The sequence below is a fragment of the Sphingobium indicum BiD32 genome, from assembly GCF_000382885.1.
GTDB lineage: Bacteria > Pseudomonadota > Alphaproteobacteria > Sphingomonadales > Sphingomonadaceae > Sphingobium > Sphingobium japonicum_C.
This window is the reverse complement of the sequence record NZ_CAVK010000203.1, coordinates 17538-32673: the sequence shown is the minus strand read 5'-3', so window position 1 is coordinate 32673 and position 15136 is coordinate 17538. Positions and strand designations below refer to the sequence as shown.

General features: G+C 62.9%; 17 protein-coding genes. 1 reads left to right on the top strand and 16 read right to left on the bottom strand.

What is annotated here, in order from left to right; genetic code table 11:
* The 7 genes from trbL to trbB form a co-directional block, all read right to left on the bottom strand.
* Positions 1 to 956: P-type conjugative transfer protein TrbL (gene trbL / locus EBBID32_RS19175; protein ID WP_037491906.1), on the bottom strand; the 956-nt coding region annotated here is incomplete at its 3' end.
* On the bottom strand, positions 953 to 1207 hold the full coding sequence (gene trbK-alt / locus EBBID32_RS19170; protein ID WP_037491904.1) for a putative entry exclusion protein TrbK-alt: 255 nt from the start codon (positions 1205 to 1207) through the stop codon (positions 953 to 955). The genes trbK-alt and trbL, both read right to left, overlap by 4 nt.
* Position 1208: 1 nt before the next feature.
* Positions 1209 to 1928, bottom strand: coding sequence for a P-type conjugative transfer protein TrbJ (trbJ, locus tag EBBID32_RS19165; RefSeq protein WP_006964039.1), 720 nt, complete (start codon positions 1926 to 1928; stop codon positions 1209 to 1211).
* Positions 1925 to 4381 (bottom strand): conjugal transfer protein TrbE, encoded by a 2457-nt coding sequence (gene trbE, locus EBBID32_RS19160; protein WP_006964037.1) that lies wholly within the window; start codon positions 4379 to 4381, stop codon positions 1925 to 1927. Before trbE ends, trbJ begins: the two co-directional genes overlap by 4 nt.
* Entirely contained in the window at positions 4378 to 4647 is a 270-nt protein-coding gene (locus EBBID32_RS19155) for a VirB3 family type IV secretion system protein (protein WP_006964035.1), read from the bottom strand. The genes trbE and EBBID32_RS19155 overlap by 4 nt, the downstream gene beginning before the upstream one ends.
* The gene (locus EBBID32_RS19150) at positions 4647 to 4979 is read right to left on the bottom strand and encodes a TrbC/VirB2 family protein (protein ID WP_006964034.1); all 333 of its coding nucleotides are present in this window, start codon (positions 4977 to 4979) and stop codon (positions 4647 to 4649) included. Before EBBID32_RS19150 ends, EBBID32_RS19155 begins: the two co-directional genes overlap by 1 nt.
* Complete coding sequence (gene trbB, locus EBBID32_RS19145) at positions 4976 to 5911, bottom strand: P-type conjugative transfer ATPase TrbB (RefSeq protein WP_006964032.1); 936 nt, start codon at positions 5909 to 5911, stop codon at positions 4976 to 4978. The genes EBBID32_RS19150 and trbB overlap by 4 nt, the downstream gene beginning before the upstream one ends.
* A 316-nt stretch (positions 5912 to 6227) precedes the next feature.
* Here trbB and EBBID32_RS19140 point away from each other — a divergent pair, with 316 nt between their 5' ends.
* Positions 6228 to 6893 carry a type IV toxin-antitoxin system AbiEi family antitoxin domain-containing protein gene (locus tag EBBID32_RS19140; RefSeq protein WP_037491899.1) on the top strand — a complete coding sequence of 222 codons (666 nt, stop codon included), beginning with the start codon at positions 6228 to 6230 and terminating at the stop codon, positions 6891 to 6893.
* 65 nt (positions 6894 to 6958) lie between these two features.
* Here the strand turns inward: EBBID32_RS19140 and EBBID32_RS19135 are convergent, their stop codons facing one another.
* From EBBID32_RS19135 to EBBID32_RS19095, 9 genes are all read right to left on the bottom strand, one after another.
* Positions 6959 to 7387: a ribbon-helix-helix protein, CopG family gene (locus tag EBBID32_RS19135; protein WP_006964029.1), complete on the bottom strand. Its 429-nt coding sequence runs from the start codon at positions 7385 to 7387 to the stop codon at positions 6959 to 6961.
* The gene (locus tag EBBID32_RS19130; protein WP_006964028.1) at positions 7384 to 9444 is read right to left on the bottom strand and encodes a conjugal transfer protein TraG; all 2061 of its coding nucleotides are present in this window, start codon (positions 9442 to 9444) and stop codon (positions 7384 to 7386) included. Before EBBID32_RS19130 ends, EBBID32_RS19135 begins: the two co-directional genes overlap by 4 nt.
* A 34-nt stretch (positions 9445 to 9478) precedes the next feature.
* A complete protein-coding gene (locus EBBID32_RS19125) occupies positions 9479 to 11233 on the bottom strand; it encodes a relaxase/mobilization nuclease domain-containing protein (protein WP_006964026.1) in 1755 nt (584 codons plus the stop codon).
* Between the two features lie 235 nt (positions 11234 to 11468).
* The gene (locus tag EBBID32_RS19120; protein ID WP_006964024.1) at positions 11469 to 12101 is read right to left on the bottom strand and encodes a lytic transglycosylase domain-containing protein; all 633 of its coding nucleotides are present in this window, start codon (positions 12099 to 12101) and stop codon (positions 11469 to 11471) included.
* Between the two features lie 144 nt (positions 12102 to 12245).
* The gene (locus tag EBBID32_RS19115) at positions 12246 to 12578 is read right to left on the bottom strand and encodes a DUF736 domain-containing protein (protein ID WP_006964022.1); all 333 of its coding nucleotides are present in this window, start codon (positions 12576 to 12578) and stop codon (positions 12246 to 12248) included.
* A complete protein-coding gene (locus EBBID32_RS19110) occupies positions 12575 to 13168 on the bottom strand; it encodes a S26 family signal peptidase (RefSeq protein WP_006964020.1) in 594 nt (197 codons plus the stop codon). The genes EBBID32_RS19115 and EBBID32_RS19110 overlap by 4 nt, the downstream gene beginning before the upstream one ends.
* On the bottom strand, positions 13165 to 13686 hold the full coding sequence (locus EBBID32_RS19105) for a DUF2840 domain-containing protein (RefSeq protein ID WP_006964018.1): 522 nt from the start codon (positions 13684 to 13686) through the stop codon (positions 13165 to 13167). The genes EBBID32_RS19110 and EBBID32_RS19105 overlap by 4 nt, the downstream gene beginning before the upstream one ends.
* A gap of 247 nt (positions 13687 to 13933) precedes the next feature.
* Positions 13934 to 14800, bottom strand: a complete 867-nt coding sequence (locus EBBID32_RS19100) for a replication initiator protein A (RefSeq protein ID WP_037491898.1) — start codon at positions 14798 to 14800, stop codon at positions 13934 to 13936.
* Positions 14800 to 15051, bottom strand: coding sequence for a helix-turn-helix transcriptional regulator (locus tag EBBID32_RS19095; protein ID WP_006964014.1), 252 nt, complete (start codon positions 15049 to 15051; stop codon positions 14800 to 14802). The genes EBBID32_RS19100 and EBBID32_RS19095 overlap by 1 nt, the downstream gene beginning before the upstream one ends.
* Positions 15052 to 15136: the final 85 nt, after the last annotated feature.

The following is a 15136-nucleotide window of genomic DNA, read 5'->3' as shown; positions in this document are numbered from 1 at the left end:
CCCGACGCGCCGCCTGCCGCGCGGGCACCGCCCGTGGCCGTGCCCGCCATGGCCGAGCCGGCGGCCCCTGCGGCGAGCTTGGCACCTGCGATACCGCCCGCAATCGTCGCGCCAGCAGCGATCGCAGTGCCTGCCGCTGCGCCTGCGCCAAGCTGCGGTCCGCCCGACACAATGCCGTTGGCGATGCTGGGACCGAAGATACCGAGGCCGAGCAAGGTCAGGGCCGCGAGCGCAATCGCCATGACTTGCTGGATGTCGGGTTCGACCCCGAGTCCGGCATTGATGAACTGCGTGAAGAGGGTCGTGCCAATGCCGGTGATGACGGCAAGCACGAGCACTTTGATGCCGGAGGAAATGATGTGGCCAAGGACGCGCTCGGCCATGAAGGCGGTGCGCCCGAAAAAGGCGAACGGCAGCAGCACGAAGCCTGCAAGCGTCACCAGCTTGAACTCAATGATGGTGACGAAGACCTGGATCGCCAGCACGAAGAAGGCGATGACGACGATCAGCCAGGATATCAGCAGGATCAGGATCTGCACGAAATTGGTGAACAGCCCCACCGGCCCGACGAGGTCGGCGGTGGCGTCGAGCAGCGGTTGTCCGGCATCAAGACCGGTCGCGGCGACAACGCCGGGGCGCATGAAATCACCGATGGCCATGCCGCTGCCACTGGCCTGCAGGCCAAGCCCGGCAAAGCTCTGCAGCATAATGCCAGCGAGATTCGAGAAGTTGCCGATGATGAAGGCGAAAGTGCCGATGTAGAGCGTCTTCTTGATCAGGCGCTGCAGCACATCTTCATCGGTGCCCCAGGCCCAGAACAAGGCTGCGATCGTCACGTCGATGACGATGAGGGTGGTCGACAGGAAGCCGACCTCACCGCCGAGCAGGCCGAAGCCGCTGTCGATATATTGGGTGAAGACCGTCAGAAACTGGTCGATGACGCCGGTATCATTCATGGCTGCCGCTCCCTTCCATGGAAAAATCGGCGGCGCTCAGCTTCCCAGACCGCATCGCATCCCGATTCCGGCATGGTGATCGTGCTGCAGCGCTTCAGTTCTGCGGCGTGAGGGTTCGGAGATCCTGTCTCGTCCGCGACATAGGTCGTTGTGTCGTGCCGAGCTGGCGGTCGCGTTGCCGAAACAACCGCGACCGCGATCAGCAATCCGCCAAAAGCGGCGGCTGCCGCCAGCTTGACCGACCGGCTCATGTCAGTTCCGGGTCCGGAAGCGGCGGAAACGCTCGCGGCCCTCGGCCTCGGTCGCGGCATTGCGCGCGGCCTCGATCGACTGCGCGCGACCCTGCGCCGCAATGGCGGCGGTAAGATCGGCCAGTTGCTGGGTTTGCAAGGCCAGTAGCTGATTGCCGGCCTGTGCCGCCTGCAAAGCCCCGGTCGCTGACTGGCTGGCGCCGACCAGTGTCGTAATCGAGCTGCGGGTCGCACCCAGATTGCCGACGATGCCGGCCTGAACCTTCATTGCATCTTCGAAGGCGCCGACGCTGTCCTGCCAGCGCGCATTGGCGTTAGCGACCATCTGGGCCTGCCCGCCGGTCAGTGCCGCCCCCTTGTAACGGCCGTTGAACACCTGCTGCACGTCGGTCACGTCATAGGCGATGCGCTGGGCCTGGTTCAGCAACTGGCGGGTCTGGTCGACCTGTTGCTGCAGCGTCTGGATCGTCGAGACCGGCAGACTGGCAAGATTGCGGGCCTCGTTGATGAGGCTGGTAGCCTGGTTCTGGATCTGCTGGATCTGGTTGTTGATCTGCTGCAGCGTCCGCGCGGCGGTCAGCACGTTCTGCGCGTAGTTGCTGGGATCATAGACGATCCCGCCAAACTGGGCCTGCGCTGGGGCGGCGATCATGGTCCCTGATACTAGCGAAGTGGCGATCGCCGTCGCCATGAGAGCGCGGCGGAGGACGGGTATTTTCATGGGCGGTTTTCCTTGTCCGTTAGTGCGGGCGGCGGGGGAGGAAGCAGCTCGGCCGCCCATCCGAGGCTGCGGTTCTGGAGCCAGGCCGCTGCAAATCCTTCGCGGCCATGGGCTGCGACAAGCTCGGCGATGCGGATCTGATCGGCTTTGGAAGAGGCGGCGCTGAAGGCGAGTGCGACATCGCCAAGGCCCAGCTCGAACAGCCGGTTGCCGCGCCGCGACTGGCAGTAGTAGTCGCGCTTCGGAGTAGCCCGGCTCAGGATTTCGATCTGGCGATCATTGAGACCGAACCGCTCATAGACCCGTGCGATCTGCGGTTCGGCTGCGCGCTCGTTGGGCAGAAAGATGCGCGTCGGGCAGCTTTCGATGATGGCAGGCGCGATGGCCGACGTCTCGATGTCGGCAAGGCTCTGGGTCGCGAAGATGACGCTCGCATTCTTCTTGCGCAGCGTCTTCAGCCATTCGCGTAGCTGCGCGGCGAAGGCCGGGCTGTCGAGCACGAGCCAGCCTTCATCGATGATGATCATGGTCGGCGAGCCGTCGAGCCGCCCTTCGATCCGATGGAACAGGTAGGCGAGCACAGCTGCGGCCGACGACGCGCCGATCAGACCTTCGGTTTCGAAAGCCTGCACAGACGCCTCACCCAGACGTTCCTGTTCAGCATCGAGCAGCCGTCCCCATGGACCGCCGATGAGATACGGGGCGAGTGCCTGCTTCAATTCCTGGGATTGCAGCAGGACCGCGAGACCTGTGAGTGTGCGCTCGGCAGGTGGTGCGGACGCAAGCGATGTCAGGGCCGACCAGAGATGCTCTTTGGCGGCAGGGTCAATCACCATGCCTTCACCAGCCAGCATCGCCGCCAGCCATTCGGCTGCCCACGCGCGTTCGCCGGCGTTGTCGATCCGTGCAAGCGGCTGCAGGGCGACGGCAGCGCTGTCGCCTTCCTCGGCATGCAGCGCGCCTCCGAGATCCTGCCAGTCGCCGCCCATGCCGAGCGCGGCAGCGCGGATCGATCCACCATAATCGAAGGCGAAGATCTGGCTGCCTTTGTAGCGCCGGAACTGCAGCGCCATCAGCGCCAGAAGCACGGATTTGCCTGCCCCTGTCGGGCCGACGATGAGGCTGTGACCGACATCGCCGACATGAAGGGAAAGGCGGAACGGGGTCGAGCCTTCGGTCTTGCCGTAAAGCAAGGGGGCGTCACCGAAATGCTCGTCCCGTTCCGCTCCCGCCCATACCGCTGACAGGGGGATCAGGTGGGCGAGATTGAGTGTGGAAATGGGCGGCTGCCGGACATTGGCGTAGACATGGCCGGGAAGCGATCCGAGCCAGGCCTCGATCGCATTCATGCCTTCGATCGTGCAGGTGAAGTCGCGGCCCTGGATGACCTTTTCGACCAGCCTTAGTTTCTCTGCCGCCAGCGCCGGGTCGCGGTCCCAGACCGTGACCGTCGCAGTGACATAAGCAATGCCGGCATGATCTGCGCCAAGCTCCTGCAGCGCCATGTCGGCATCGGCCGCCTTGTTGGAGGCGTCCGAATCCATCAGCACCGATTGCTCGTTGGTCATCACCTCCTTGAGGATGGCGGCAACCGATTTGCGCTTGGCGAACCATTGCCGCCGAATCTTCGAGAGCAACTTGGTGGCGTCGGTCTTGTCGAGCATGATTGCCCGCGTCGACCAGCGGTAAGGGAAGGCTTGCCGGTTGAGCTCATCAAGCAGCCCGGGAAAGGTCGCCGTCGGAAAGCCAGTGATGGTGAGCGTGCGCAAATGATGGGCGCCGAGCATGGGCTCAAGCCCGCCAGTCAGCGGCTCATCGGCCAGCAGCGCGTCGAGATAGACCGGCGTTTCGGGCACGCGAACGCGCTGCGTCCTGGTCGATACCGTGCTGTGGAGATAGGTCAGCGTGGCAGCGTCATCGAGCCACGCGGCCTCGGGCATAAATCCCTCAACCAGATGCAGCACGCGGTCGGTACGGTCGGCGAAGGATTTGACGAGTTCCGTGGGATCGACCCCGGTCGACGCCTTGCCTTCGTAGAGCCAGCCTTCGGCGCGCGCCGCTTCCTCGGGCGGCGGCATCCACAGCAGAGTCAGATAATAGCCGCTTTCGAAGTGCGCGCCTTCCTCACGAAACTGTTCGCGGCGTTCCCTGTCGGTCAGTGCCGACACAGGATCGGGAAAGCGGGATTGCGGATAGGCTTGCGCCGCGGTGCGCTGCGCTTCGACGAAAACCGCCCATCCCGAGCCCAACCGCCGCAGGGCATTGTTGAGCCGGGAGGTGACGGCGACGAGTTCAGCGGGCGTGGCACTGTCGAGATCGGGACCGCGAAAGCGCGCTGTCCGCTGGAACGATCCGTCCTTGTTGAGCACCACGCCCGGCCCCACCAGTGCGACCCAGGGGAGGAAGTCTGCGAGACTGGCGGATTTGGTCCGATATTCCTGAAGCGACATCATGGCCGCACCCAGGTCGGATATTTGAGATGGCGGCGCGCGACATCGACAAACTGCGGATCGCGGCGGGCAGCCCAGACCGAAAGCACATGGCCGATTGCCCAGATGGCAAGGCCAGCGAGCCAGAGCCGCAAGCCAAGGCCAATTGCGCCCGCCAGCGTGCCATTGACGATGGCGAGTGCGCGCGGCGCACCGCCGAGCAGGATCGGCTCGGCCAGTGCGCGGTGGACCGGGGCATAGAAGCCGGGGATGTCGTCTGCCGATGTCATCAGATCAGCGCTCCGCCGCCGAAGCTGAAGAAGCTCAGGAAGAAGCTCGATGCGGCAAAGGCAATCGACAGGCCGAACACGATCTGGATCAGCCGGCGAAAGCCCCCCGACGTGTCCCCAAAGGCAAGGCTGAGGCCGGTGACGATGATGATGATCACCGCAACGATCTTTGCGACCGGCCCCTCGATGCTCTCGAGGATCGACTGCAGCGGAGCTTCCCACGGCATCGACGAACCGCCGGCATGCGCCGGGGTGGCAGTGGCCACCATCACGAAAGCAGCGGTAGCAGCGAGCGCAGCGCGATTGGTGCCGCGCCGGAGGGCATGGATCATAGAGAGTCTCCTTGGGTTTGGGTGGCGGGAATCAGGCGATAGTCGCCGGTGACCGGGTCGAGCCCGTCGACGCGGGCCAGTTCGGCCAGACGCCGCCTGGTGCCATCGCGCACCAGCACGGCAATGAGGTTGATGGTCTCAGCGATCAGAGCGCGCGGAACGGTGACGACCGCTTCCTGGATCAACTGCTCCATCCGCCGCAGGGCACCGATCGCGCTTCCGGCGTGGATCGTCCCGATCCCGCCGGGGTGGCCGGTGCCCCAGGCCTTGAGGAGATCAAGCGCCTCGGCGCCGCGCACTTCGCCAATCGGAATCCGGTCAGGGCGAAGTCGAAGGCTGGAGCGGACCAGATCAGAGAGCGAGGCCACGCCATCCTTGGTTCGCATCGCCACAAGGTTTGGCGCGCGGCATTGGAGCTCGCGGGTATCTTCGATGAGAATCACCCGGTCGGTGGTCTTGGCGACCTCGGCGAGCAGCGCGTTCGTGAGCGTCGTTTTACCGGTGCCAGTGCCCCCAGCGACAAGGATGTTCAGCCGCTCTGCAACACCCGAACGAAGACTTTCGGCTTCAGTTGCGCACATGATTCCTGTGCTGACGTAGTCATCGAGCAAAAACACCGCGACGGCGGGCTTGCGGATGGCAAAGGTGGGAGCCGCCACCACCGGTGGCAGGAGGCCTTCGAACCGCTCTCCGCTTTCCGGCAGCTCCGCTGACACGCGCGGTGCATCGCCGTGAACTTCGGCACCCACATGATGGGCAACCAATCGGATAATGCGCTCACCATCGGCTGCTGTCAGGCGTTCACCGCTATCGGACAGTCCCATGCCCAACCGGTCGACCCAGAGGCGTCCGTCCGGATTGAGCATGATCTCGATGACCTGCGGGTCAGCCAGCCAGGTCGCGATCGAGACGCCCATCGCCGTGCGCAGCATGCGTGCGCCACGTGAACGTGCTTCAATTCGGACTGGCTCAGCGCCCATCGGATACCCCGCTTCGGGAGCGGGACAGGATCGTCCGGCTCGACGGGGACGAGTAAGAGACGCAGAAAAGGGGCTAGTTCAACAAGGATTTAGCGTCGTAGCAGTGGGGGATAGAAAAACAGGGAGGAGCGTAGTTCGCACCGCTTTGACTATGGCCTGTGCGCCGCCGACCCATGCTTGAGGGTGTCAATTGGAGCTCGACTGGTGCGCGTCGGAGAGGTTAAGAAAATTCCTGAAACTTCCATAATCAGGAAGTATTGGGAATTTTATGTCCAGTCTAGCGCAACAAGTTTCCGTAAGCGCCCTCCGCGACCGGGTCTTCAATGATCGCCAGCTCAGCGAAATGCTGGGGGGAGGCGATGCGCGGCGTTATGGCCTCGTCAATCGTGCCATCAAGGACGGGTCACTCATTCGCCTGAAGCGCGGTGTCTACGCGCTTGCCCCCGCGTATCGAAGCGCTCCTATGCATCCCTTCGCGGTGGCGCAGGCTTTGCTTCCCGGGAGCTATATTTCCTTTGAAAGCGCGCTGACCTACCATCGCTGGATTCCTGAAGCCGTGCTTGTCACTGCCAGCGTGACGCCGGGGCGTAAAACGCTGGAGATACCGGCCACCGAATTTGGTCCGTTCAAATATCATCCGCTGGCCATTGCCGATTATCGCTTCCTCAGCGGCGTCGAACGGGTGACCTTCGACAAGCTCACCGCCTTTGTCGCTAAGCCGCTGCGCGCACTTATGGATCTTGTCGCTCTGCGCAAGGTGGAATGGTCTGGTCTCGATTGGCTCACCAGCGGCATGCGGTTCGACGATGATTTGCTTCTAGCGTTGACGGAATCGGACTTTGCCGCGGTGAAGTCGGTCTACAAGCACAGGGCAGTGAACACCTTCCTTGCCGAGCTTGAACATGGGGTTGTTGGGGCAAAACGGGCTGAATAAACGGATGGAAGAGTGTCCGCCTTTCGCGCTAGACTTGCTGCCAGAGCTCATAGCAAAGAATGAGATCAGGCATCAGTCGCGCTCGGTATTTCTCGCCCCACTTCATCCCTTAGCTTCGGCCCCGCCTCCATCCGCCGTGAAAGTGATTCCACAAATCCGTGCCACCTCTTCTTGCCCATCGCCTGCGCCGCCTTCATTGCCGTGTCGGGTAGCGGCGGATTGCTGGTGAGCCAGAAGCGCACGAACAGGCCAATCGCTTCGTTCGTCAATTCCACATGCCATTCGAGCCGATCCAGTTGCCGCGACAGGCGATCGAGCCGCCTCGCCAGAGCGGCTTCCATCCGCTCATCCTGATCGGACTGCAGCAGGGACATCAACGCCGCTTCCACCACTTCGGTGCGCGAGACGCCGCGGGCATGAGCGCGTTCCTCCAGCAAATTGGCGAGTTCGATATCGAGCCGGAAGGTTTGTTTGCTGTGGGGCTTCTTCCTCACAGGTCGATGCCGTCATCGGGGTCGAGCGATGCATTGCGGGCATTGCGGTTCATAGTGCGATCAGCTTCCCGTTTCGCCCTGGCTGCGTCATCCTCGGGCGCATCGCGATCAAGATCGAACTCGTTGACCGGTGGCTTGGGGGCGGGAACGACATCCTCATGTTCCCCCAGTTCGGGTTCTCGCCTGATCCCGGAGTTCGCCGTATCATTTTTGGATTTGGCCCCATCGGCATCTGACGGCACGTCCGGCTTTGGCTGATCAACAGGCGGCTGTTCGGAGCTTTTCGCTTTTGCCTTGGCTGGTTCAGTCGGCAGCGGTGCCGCAATGGGTGCGAGCGCGGACCAGTCGTCCGTTGGCCGTTTTTTCGGGTGCAGCGGTTTGGGGGTCGGCGCAGGCAAAAGGCGTGCGCGGAATCTCGGGTCGAGAAAGTATTTCGCCTTTTCCGCGCGGATCGGCGGCGTGCTGGCCACCAGAACAATCTCCTCGTGCTCAGAAAATTGCTGAACTTCGCCGGGCGTCAGCAACGGCCTCGCGGTCTCAGTGCGCGAGACCATGATATGGCCGAGCCATGGTGAAAGCCGGTGTCCGGCATAATTCTTCATTGCCCGCATCTGGGTGGCGGTGCCGAGCGCATTGGAAACGCGGCTGGCGGTGTTGTCATCATTGGCCGCGAACGCGACGCGGACATGGCAATTGTCGAGAATGGCGTTGTTTGACCCGTAGGCTTTTTCAATCTGGTTGAGCGACTGGGCGATCAGAAATGCCTTGATCCCGTAGCCTGCAACAAAGGCCAGTGCGCTTTCGAAGAAGTCTAGCCGCCCCAGAGCCGGGAATTCGTCGAGCATGAACATCACGCGCTGCCGGCGACCCTTGGCTCTCAGCTCTTCGGTCAAGCGGCGCCCGATCTGATTGAGCATCAGGCGGACGAGCGGCTTGGTCCGGCTGATATCGGAAGGAGGAATGACCAGATAAAGCGACACAGGTGCCGCTGAATCGACAAGATCAGTGATGCGCCAGTCGGAGGCTCCGGTGACCTGCGCAATCACGGGGTCGCGGTAGAGGCCGAGGAACGACATGGCCGTCGACAGGACGCCAGACCTCTCATTGTCAGACTTGTTCAGCAGTTCCTGCGCTGCGGCAGCCACGACGGGGTGAACACCATCTTTGCCGAGGTGCGGGGTCGTCTTCATTCGCTGCAGCGTAGTTTCGATCGAACGGCGCGGATCGGAAAGGAAGCCAGCGACCCCGGCCAGCGACTTGTCTTTCTCGGCATAGAGGACGTGCAGGATCGTGCCGACGAGCAGCGAATGACTGGTCTTCTCCCAATGCGTGCGCTTTTCCAGTGACCCTTCAGGGTCGATCAATATGTCGGCGATGTTCTGGGCGTCACGCACCTCCCAATCGCCCTTCCGGACTTCGAGCAGCGGATTGTAGGGGTTGGATGCGGGGTTGGTCGGATCGAACAGCAAGACGCGGCCGTGTCGGGCGCGAAAGCCAGCTGTCAGATCCCAGTTCTCGCCCTTGATATCGTGGACGATGCAACTGCCCGGCCAGGCGAGCAGCGACGGGATGACGAGACCAACGCCCTTGCCGGAACGGGTCGGCGCAAAGCAGAGAATATGCTCGGGGCCATTGTGCCGCAGATACCGGTTCTTGTGCGAGCCGATCACCACGCCGTCCTGTTTCAGGAGGCCAGCCTTCTTGATTTCCTTGTCGGTTGCCCAGCGCGCAGACCCATAGGTCTCTGACTGCTTCTCCTCCCGCGCGCGCCACACCGACATGGCAATCGCGATGACTATGGCGGCCATGGCACCTGAGACCGCGATGAATGCGCCGGTCTGGAAGATCTGTGGTGCATAGGCGTCGAACGCAAACCACCACCAGAAGAAGGCGTAGGGCGGGTAGATTGGCCAAGGTCCAAGCCAGAACCAAGGTTGGCCGAGCTCAGGTTGGTACGCAAGGGCGTGGGCTGTCCATTGGGTGGCACACCAGATGCCAAGCAAGGTGACGCTGATGACGGCGATGACCTGACCCCAGAGAATACGGGTGGCGTTCATTGAAAGTTACTCCTGATGAGGGGGTAAATGAGGGTCACAGGCTGATCCCGCGTCCGCGGCCCAAGGCCCAGTCGACAGTACCGCCCGGCGACATGGTGCCGGTGATGTGCTGGCCGAGGTGCTGATCGAGCGCCGGGCGCCAGGGCACGAGCTGAAAGCCCAGCCCTTCGTCGATCATCGCGAAGCGGCCCGTCGAAAGCGTCACCCGCTCCCGGTAGATGCCGCTGACATAGTCGCCTGCGCCCGACGGTTTGTGCTCAAGTCCCGTGCGCGCGGCGATGGCCTGCGTGGCGGCCGTCAGTTCCTGATTCTTCAGCGTCCCGACGAGATCCTGAGCAAGGATGACCCGCTGGCCCTGCCGGCGGGCAAGCCCTTGCGTTTCGAGATGGCTGGCGCGGGCATCCAACGCATCGCGCACCTCGCGCCCGAAACCATTGCCCGTTGCTACGGGATCGCGGGCAACAAGCTGGCGATCAAGCCACGTCGCGCCAGGTGCTTTGATCTGTGCCTCGAGGGGTATGTCTGATCGCGTGGCAAGCGAAAGGCGGTCATGCCCTTTGGCATCCTCCCAAGAGCGCAATTCGACGATCGATCCGGCTTTGGCGTCGCCGGTCATCTCCATGTCATTGAACCGCAGATGGTGCGTGCGGCCGTCGACACCGTCGACGATGGCATAGGCGCTGCCCGTCAGTTCATCTTGGAGGCCACGTTCGACCAGGCGTCCGATGACCGGTTCGCTTGGAACGTCCTGATGCAAGGCCAATGCCGATACATCAAACCGCCCGCCGTCGCGGCTCATGGCATTGTGCATCGTCTTGATGATGTCGTTGCGCACCGAAAGATCGCGCAATGTGTTTTCGGCACCGGGCTCCAGAGCCCACACCGCAGGCCCTTCGCGCGCCGCCAGCCCCAGCTGTTCCAGCTTGGCGGCGCGGCCCAACAGCAGCCGGCGCATTTCGGGATCGGCGTCGCCGCCGGGGCGCAGGTCGATCAGACCGGCCGCGTCCTGACCCAAGCGTTCAAGCTGCCGGTCAAGACTGGTCCAGCGCTCGGCATCGACCTCGCGTTCGAGTGCGGTGCGGATGTCCAACTCGGTGCGCGGCCCCAGTTCGAGCGTCACCCGCTCTTCCGCCCGGAACCGCAGACCTTCGCTGATATAGCCCCGGTCAATGACAAGATCGGTGCCGTCACTGGCAACGCCGCGCACCAGCACATGGATGTGCGGATTGTCGGTGTTCCAATGGTCAACGGCGACCCAGTCCAGTTCGGTGCCCAGATCCTTGGCCGCGTCGGCCATCAATTCGCGGGTGAAGCTGCGCAGGTCTTCCATGTCCCCGGCATCTTCGGGCGAGACGATGAAACGAAAGTGGTGCCGGTCATCTTCGCAACGCCCTGCAAAGGCATCCCGATCAGCCCTGTCGGTCTGGGCATCGAACATCGAGGCATCGCGCCCGTCGCGGGACACGCCGTCACGCTCAAGATAGGTGATGTGCTTTGCCAGTGGTGCGGCGCGGTACTGCGCACCTTTATGGCGAGCGATGCGCGCCATAACAGTAACGCGGCGTTGGCCAGGTGTGCGGCGCATCGCGGCAACCGTCCGACGCCCGCGCGCGGCTTTGCCGCTGCCACTGCCGCGTTTCAGACCCGCTCGCCGTGAACCCGCATGGCCCGCCTTGTTGGCGGCACGCTGGACCTGAGCCGCCAGCTTCTGGCTCCGCCGCCCAGAGGCTGCACCGCTGTCCCTGCTTCTTCCCGGCCGCACCCGAAATTCATTGTCGTCGCGGCTCATTTTGAAGGTGCCATACGATTGCGCGGCAGATTTCCGGGCGCGTGGGAAGCATTGTATGGCCGGTCATGTCCGGTGCCATACGAAATTATCGCGCTACAACAACCACATGAGGGCCAGGTGCTGGCACTCCTTTTATCTTGCCCTCCAAAATTGCCCTCTCGCTCAAACACATGCCTCCCCACCGTACCTTTCCGACACGACGCTCGAACCGTCAGAGATGCACTGGTGTAACCCATCACGGATTTCGCGGTGAAAGCGACACAAACAGGGGGTGCGGCGCAGGGCTCGATAACGGCAAAGAGGCCGACGGCGACGCAAGCTGGGTGCGCTGTGGCTGCACATCGGCAGCACCGTCAGTGCTGCTCGCTTCTCCATCGCCGCGCCGTGTGAACAATGTAGCCTGACGCCAGGGATGAGCATTGGCAGGTGGCATGGCAGCAGGCGAAGCGATGCTGACCATTCCAAGACTTGGCGCGATCTGGGCGACGTAGTTGACGGTTTCTGCAGGAAGACTGCGACGACCGGCAGCATAGTCATCGGCACGGCCTGGTCCCGCATTGTAGGCCGCCAGCATCAAGCTGACATTGCGATACCGATCCCACATGGCGCGCAGATAGGCCGCACCTCCAAGGATGTTCGCACGCACATCGAACGGGTCAGAGCCAAGGCCATGCCGCGCGCTCAGCATAGACCAAGTGCCGGGCATAATCTGCATCAGCCCTATGGCTCCTGCAGGCGAAACCGCACGCGAGTTGCCGCGACTTTCCACCCGCATCACCGCCCATATCCAGAGCTCGGGAATGCCGAAGCGCTGCGATGCCTCTGCGACATGCGGCGCATAGGGATGCGCTGCAAACTGGTCAGGCACCGTCGCAACTGCGGCAACCGGAGAAGTCGCCGCTGCCAAGCCGAGAGCGAAACAAGTGCCGGGAAGAAGAAGGTGAAGGCGCAGCCGAACGGCAATCCGAACTACGGAACACCTGCGACGGCGGAGCGAAGCAACGGTCATGGCCTATTTCCGATCGCGATTGGTCGGACGCGACCAGAGCAGGTGATGCTCGTCGTCACGGGACATGGATCGAAGCAGGTTGGCGCGCAGGGGATAGGCAAAGGACGGGTCGTCGATCTGCACCGCGACAAAGGCACCGGCGCGCTCGCCTGTGCGGTTCCAGCCAGCACCAATTTCAGTGCCGGTTTCGGCATCGCCGAGCAGCACGCGCCAGTCGGGTGCATTGTCGCTGTCGTTCGATGGAGCCGGGACGAGTGTCACGACAGCATCGAGCATGAGGGTCCGGATTTGCCCCGTGAAACTGTCCTGCGCGGAATGAAAGACGCCGATCATCATGGTTTGTGCTCCTGGTTGGTGGTTGGGGAAGCGGCGGACGCACCAAAGCCGCGCCAGCGCAGGGGCTGGTCAGGTGCATCACGGGTAAGGATGGGGTGTGCCGTGCCGATAAGACCGGCTGCGGGCAGAGCGCCGAAATAGCGCCCATCAAGGCTGTCGGGCGCCGGGTTCAACAGGAACAATTCGTCTGTCCGAACACGGTGACAGCCCTGCCAGCTTGGCAAAGGCCGACCCATTCTGTCGTGCGATTTGGCTGTGGCGATGCGGTGGCCGTCCACCGAGACGACAGCGCCGGCGCGGCACACCCATTGCCCGGGCAAAGCCGCGACATGTTTCATGAGCGGTACGCCGATCGGCAGATAGTGGCGATCGGCCATCATCCGCGCGGTCGCAGTCGGCGGCGCAATGGCGACCAGTTCGCCGAGCCTTGGGCGTTTATCGACCTCGAGGCGATAGAGGCCGACGGGCGCACTGGCGCTCGCGTTCCACATCAGTCGCGGTCGCGGCGAAAGCATGGCGACTGCTGAGAACCCGGCGCTGAACAAGCCTGCCCACAGTATCGTGGCGCGAACATAGCGGCGGCGGCTCATGCTTCGAGCGCCTTGCGCCGGACCCAGGCCGCGTGCCGCTCCGCTGTGTAAGCCCTGAACGGCATTCCGGCATTCAGCCGGTTGCCGACGTGGCGCCAGTGATCGGGCGATGCGTCGCACGGATCAACACCGGCGGATTCGACCGCATCGATGGCCTGCAACACCTGTGCGACCTTGGGCCAGCCCTCGATGTGCAGCAGAATGTCAGCGCCGGGACGGACAAACGGCAACGTCGTGTAGGCCTCGCCCGGTGCCACTGCCGTCACGATGTCGATGCACGAATGGATGGTGCCATAGTCGTTCGAGGTCCAGCGCACGAAAGCGAAGACCGCGCCGGGACGGAAGGCGATGACGCGCGTGCGGCGGTTGATGATCGTGTCAGCCGCAATGCGACCGAAGCGGATCCATTGTTCGTAGCGCTTCTCGATCCAGGTCACTTCGACCTCGGTCAGGGCGCTGGCTGTTGCTGACCTGATGGCGTGCGAGGAGCTGTGCCGCTGCGCAGTTGGCTCGCTCATGGCCGCGCTCCTGCCACCGCGAACCCGACAAGCTTGACGCGGGCGTTGAGCAGGCCCGTTGCACCGAGATTATCCACAGGCTGAAAAAGGGTTAGCAAGAATCCGAAGGATTCTTTTCTATTAGCATCGTTAGAGGAGCGCCGATTTACCTCAGATTTCTGCGGGTTTCCGCATGGTCCCGGTTTTCGATAGGCCGAGGATCGGGTTTCCGATGGGCCGAGTCCGACGGTTTTTGATAGGCCGAATGTCATGCCAACTTCTCCACAGGGAAACCGACGCGCCGGGCAGCGGCAACGAACGGGTCGACGGGGATGGGTTTGAAGATCAGCCGCTCGCGGCCGAAGCTGTGCTCAAGGCTCAGATGGTAGCCCGGGAGAGACTGCTGCCGGACGATGGTCCGCAGCTCGAATGCGAATTGCTTGAGCGGCGAAAGCGCACCTGATTTGAGATGAAGGTGCGGAACGTCGAAGCTCCAGCCACCGCGCTGATGTCCACCATGCTTGCGCACGATACGGTAGAGCCAGCGCTCAACGCCCCCTGTCAGCGCAAAATAGGCGCGGTCTATCGTCAGGATCAGGCCGCGATCGAGCACGCCTGCGTAGAACCAGTCGGGCAGGATAAGCTCGATGCCAACGGCGCGGCCACGGTCGTCGAGTGTTTCCCGCCATTCGTTGATCCAGGAGAAACGGTGACGGCGGCGCTGGTGCTGCTGGCGGATCGACGTGGCGACGGTCGTCGACTGCAGGCGGTCGAGCGCTGCGCGCAGCCGCTCATAATGGTCCTTGCCCGTCCCGCGCCCGATGAAGGTCAGAATCTCGTGTGGACGGGCGGCGATGTGCCGAGATGTCGGGCGGCCTGCGTCGCGCGCTTCAACGAGCTGACTCGCCGCCCAAATCAGAATGTCGGCATCCCAGATGGTCGCCATGCCGTGTTCGGCTACGGCTTCGACCGAAATCCATGTGGCCCCCATCGCAAAGTCGATCGGTGCGGAGCGCCGCGACTTGGCAAGGCTGAAGAAGGGCCAGGACATCAGATCCTGAGCATCGCGCGCGGCAATGTCACCGGGCATCGAGTAGAACAGGTCGAGCTGTTGTTGGGGGCTCACCGAACGCATCAACGGCGCACCGGTCGTGCTGACAGGCAAATGCCTTGTCCGGGATCGGATGTTGAATTGCGGCGACCATTTTGCGCCCAGGCATCGAGATCGACTATGGCGTAGACAATGCGCCGACCGAGCTTGTGAAAGGCCGGGCCCGTCCCATAGCAACGATGCTTTTCAAGCGTGCGGGCTGAGAGACCCAAATGCACGGCAGCATCGGGCGTCCTGACATAGCGCGGGAATACCGGGACGAAATCTCCATCCATGAAACGTCTCCTGTGAAGTGCCGGACACAAGGGGTTGGCCCGGCGAGCAGGAGGCGAGATTTGAGATTTTCAGGGACTTGGGTGA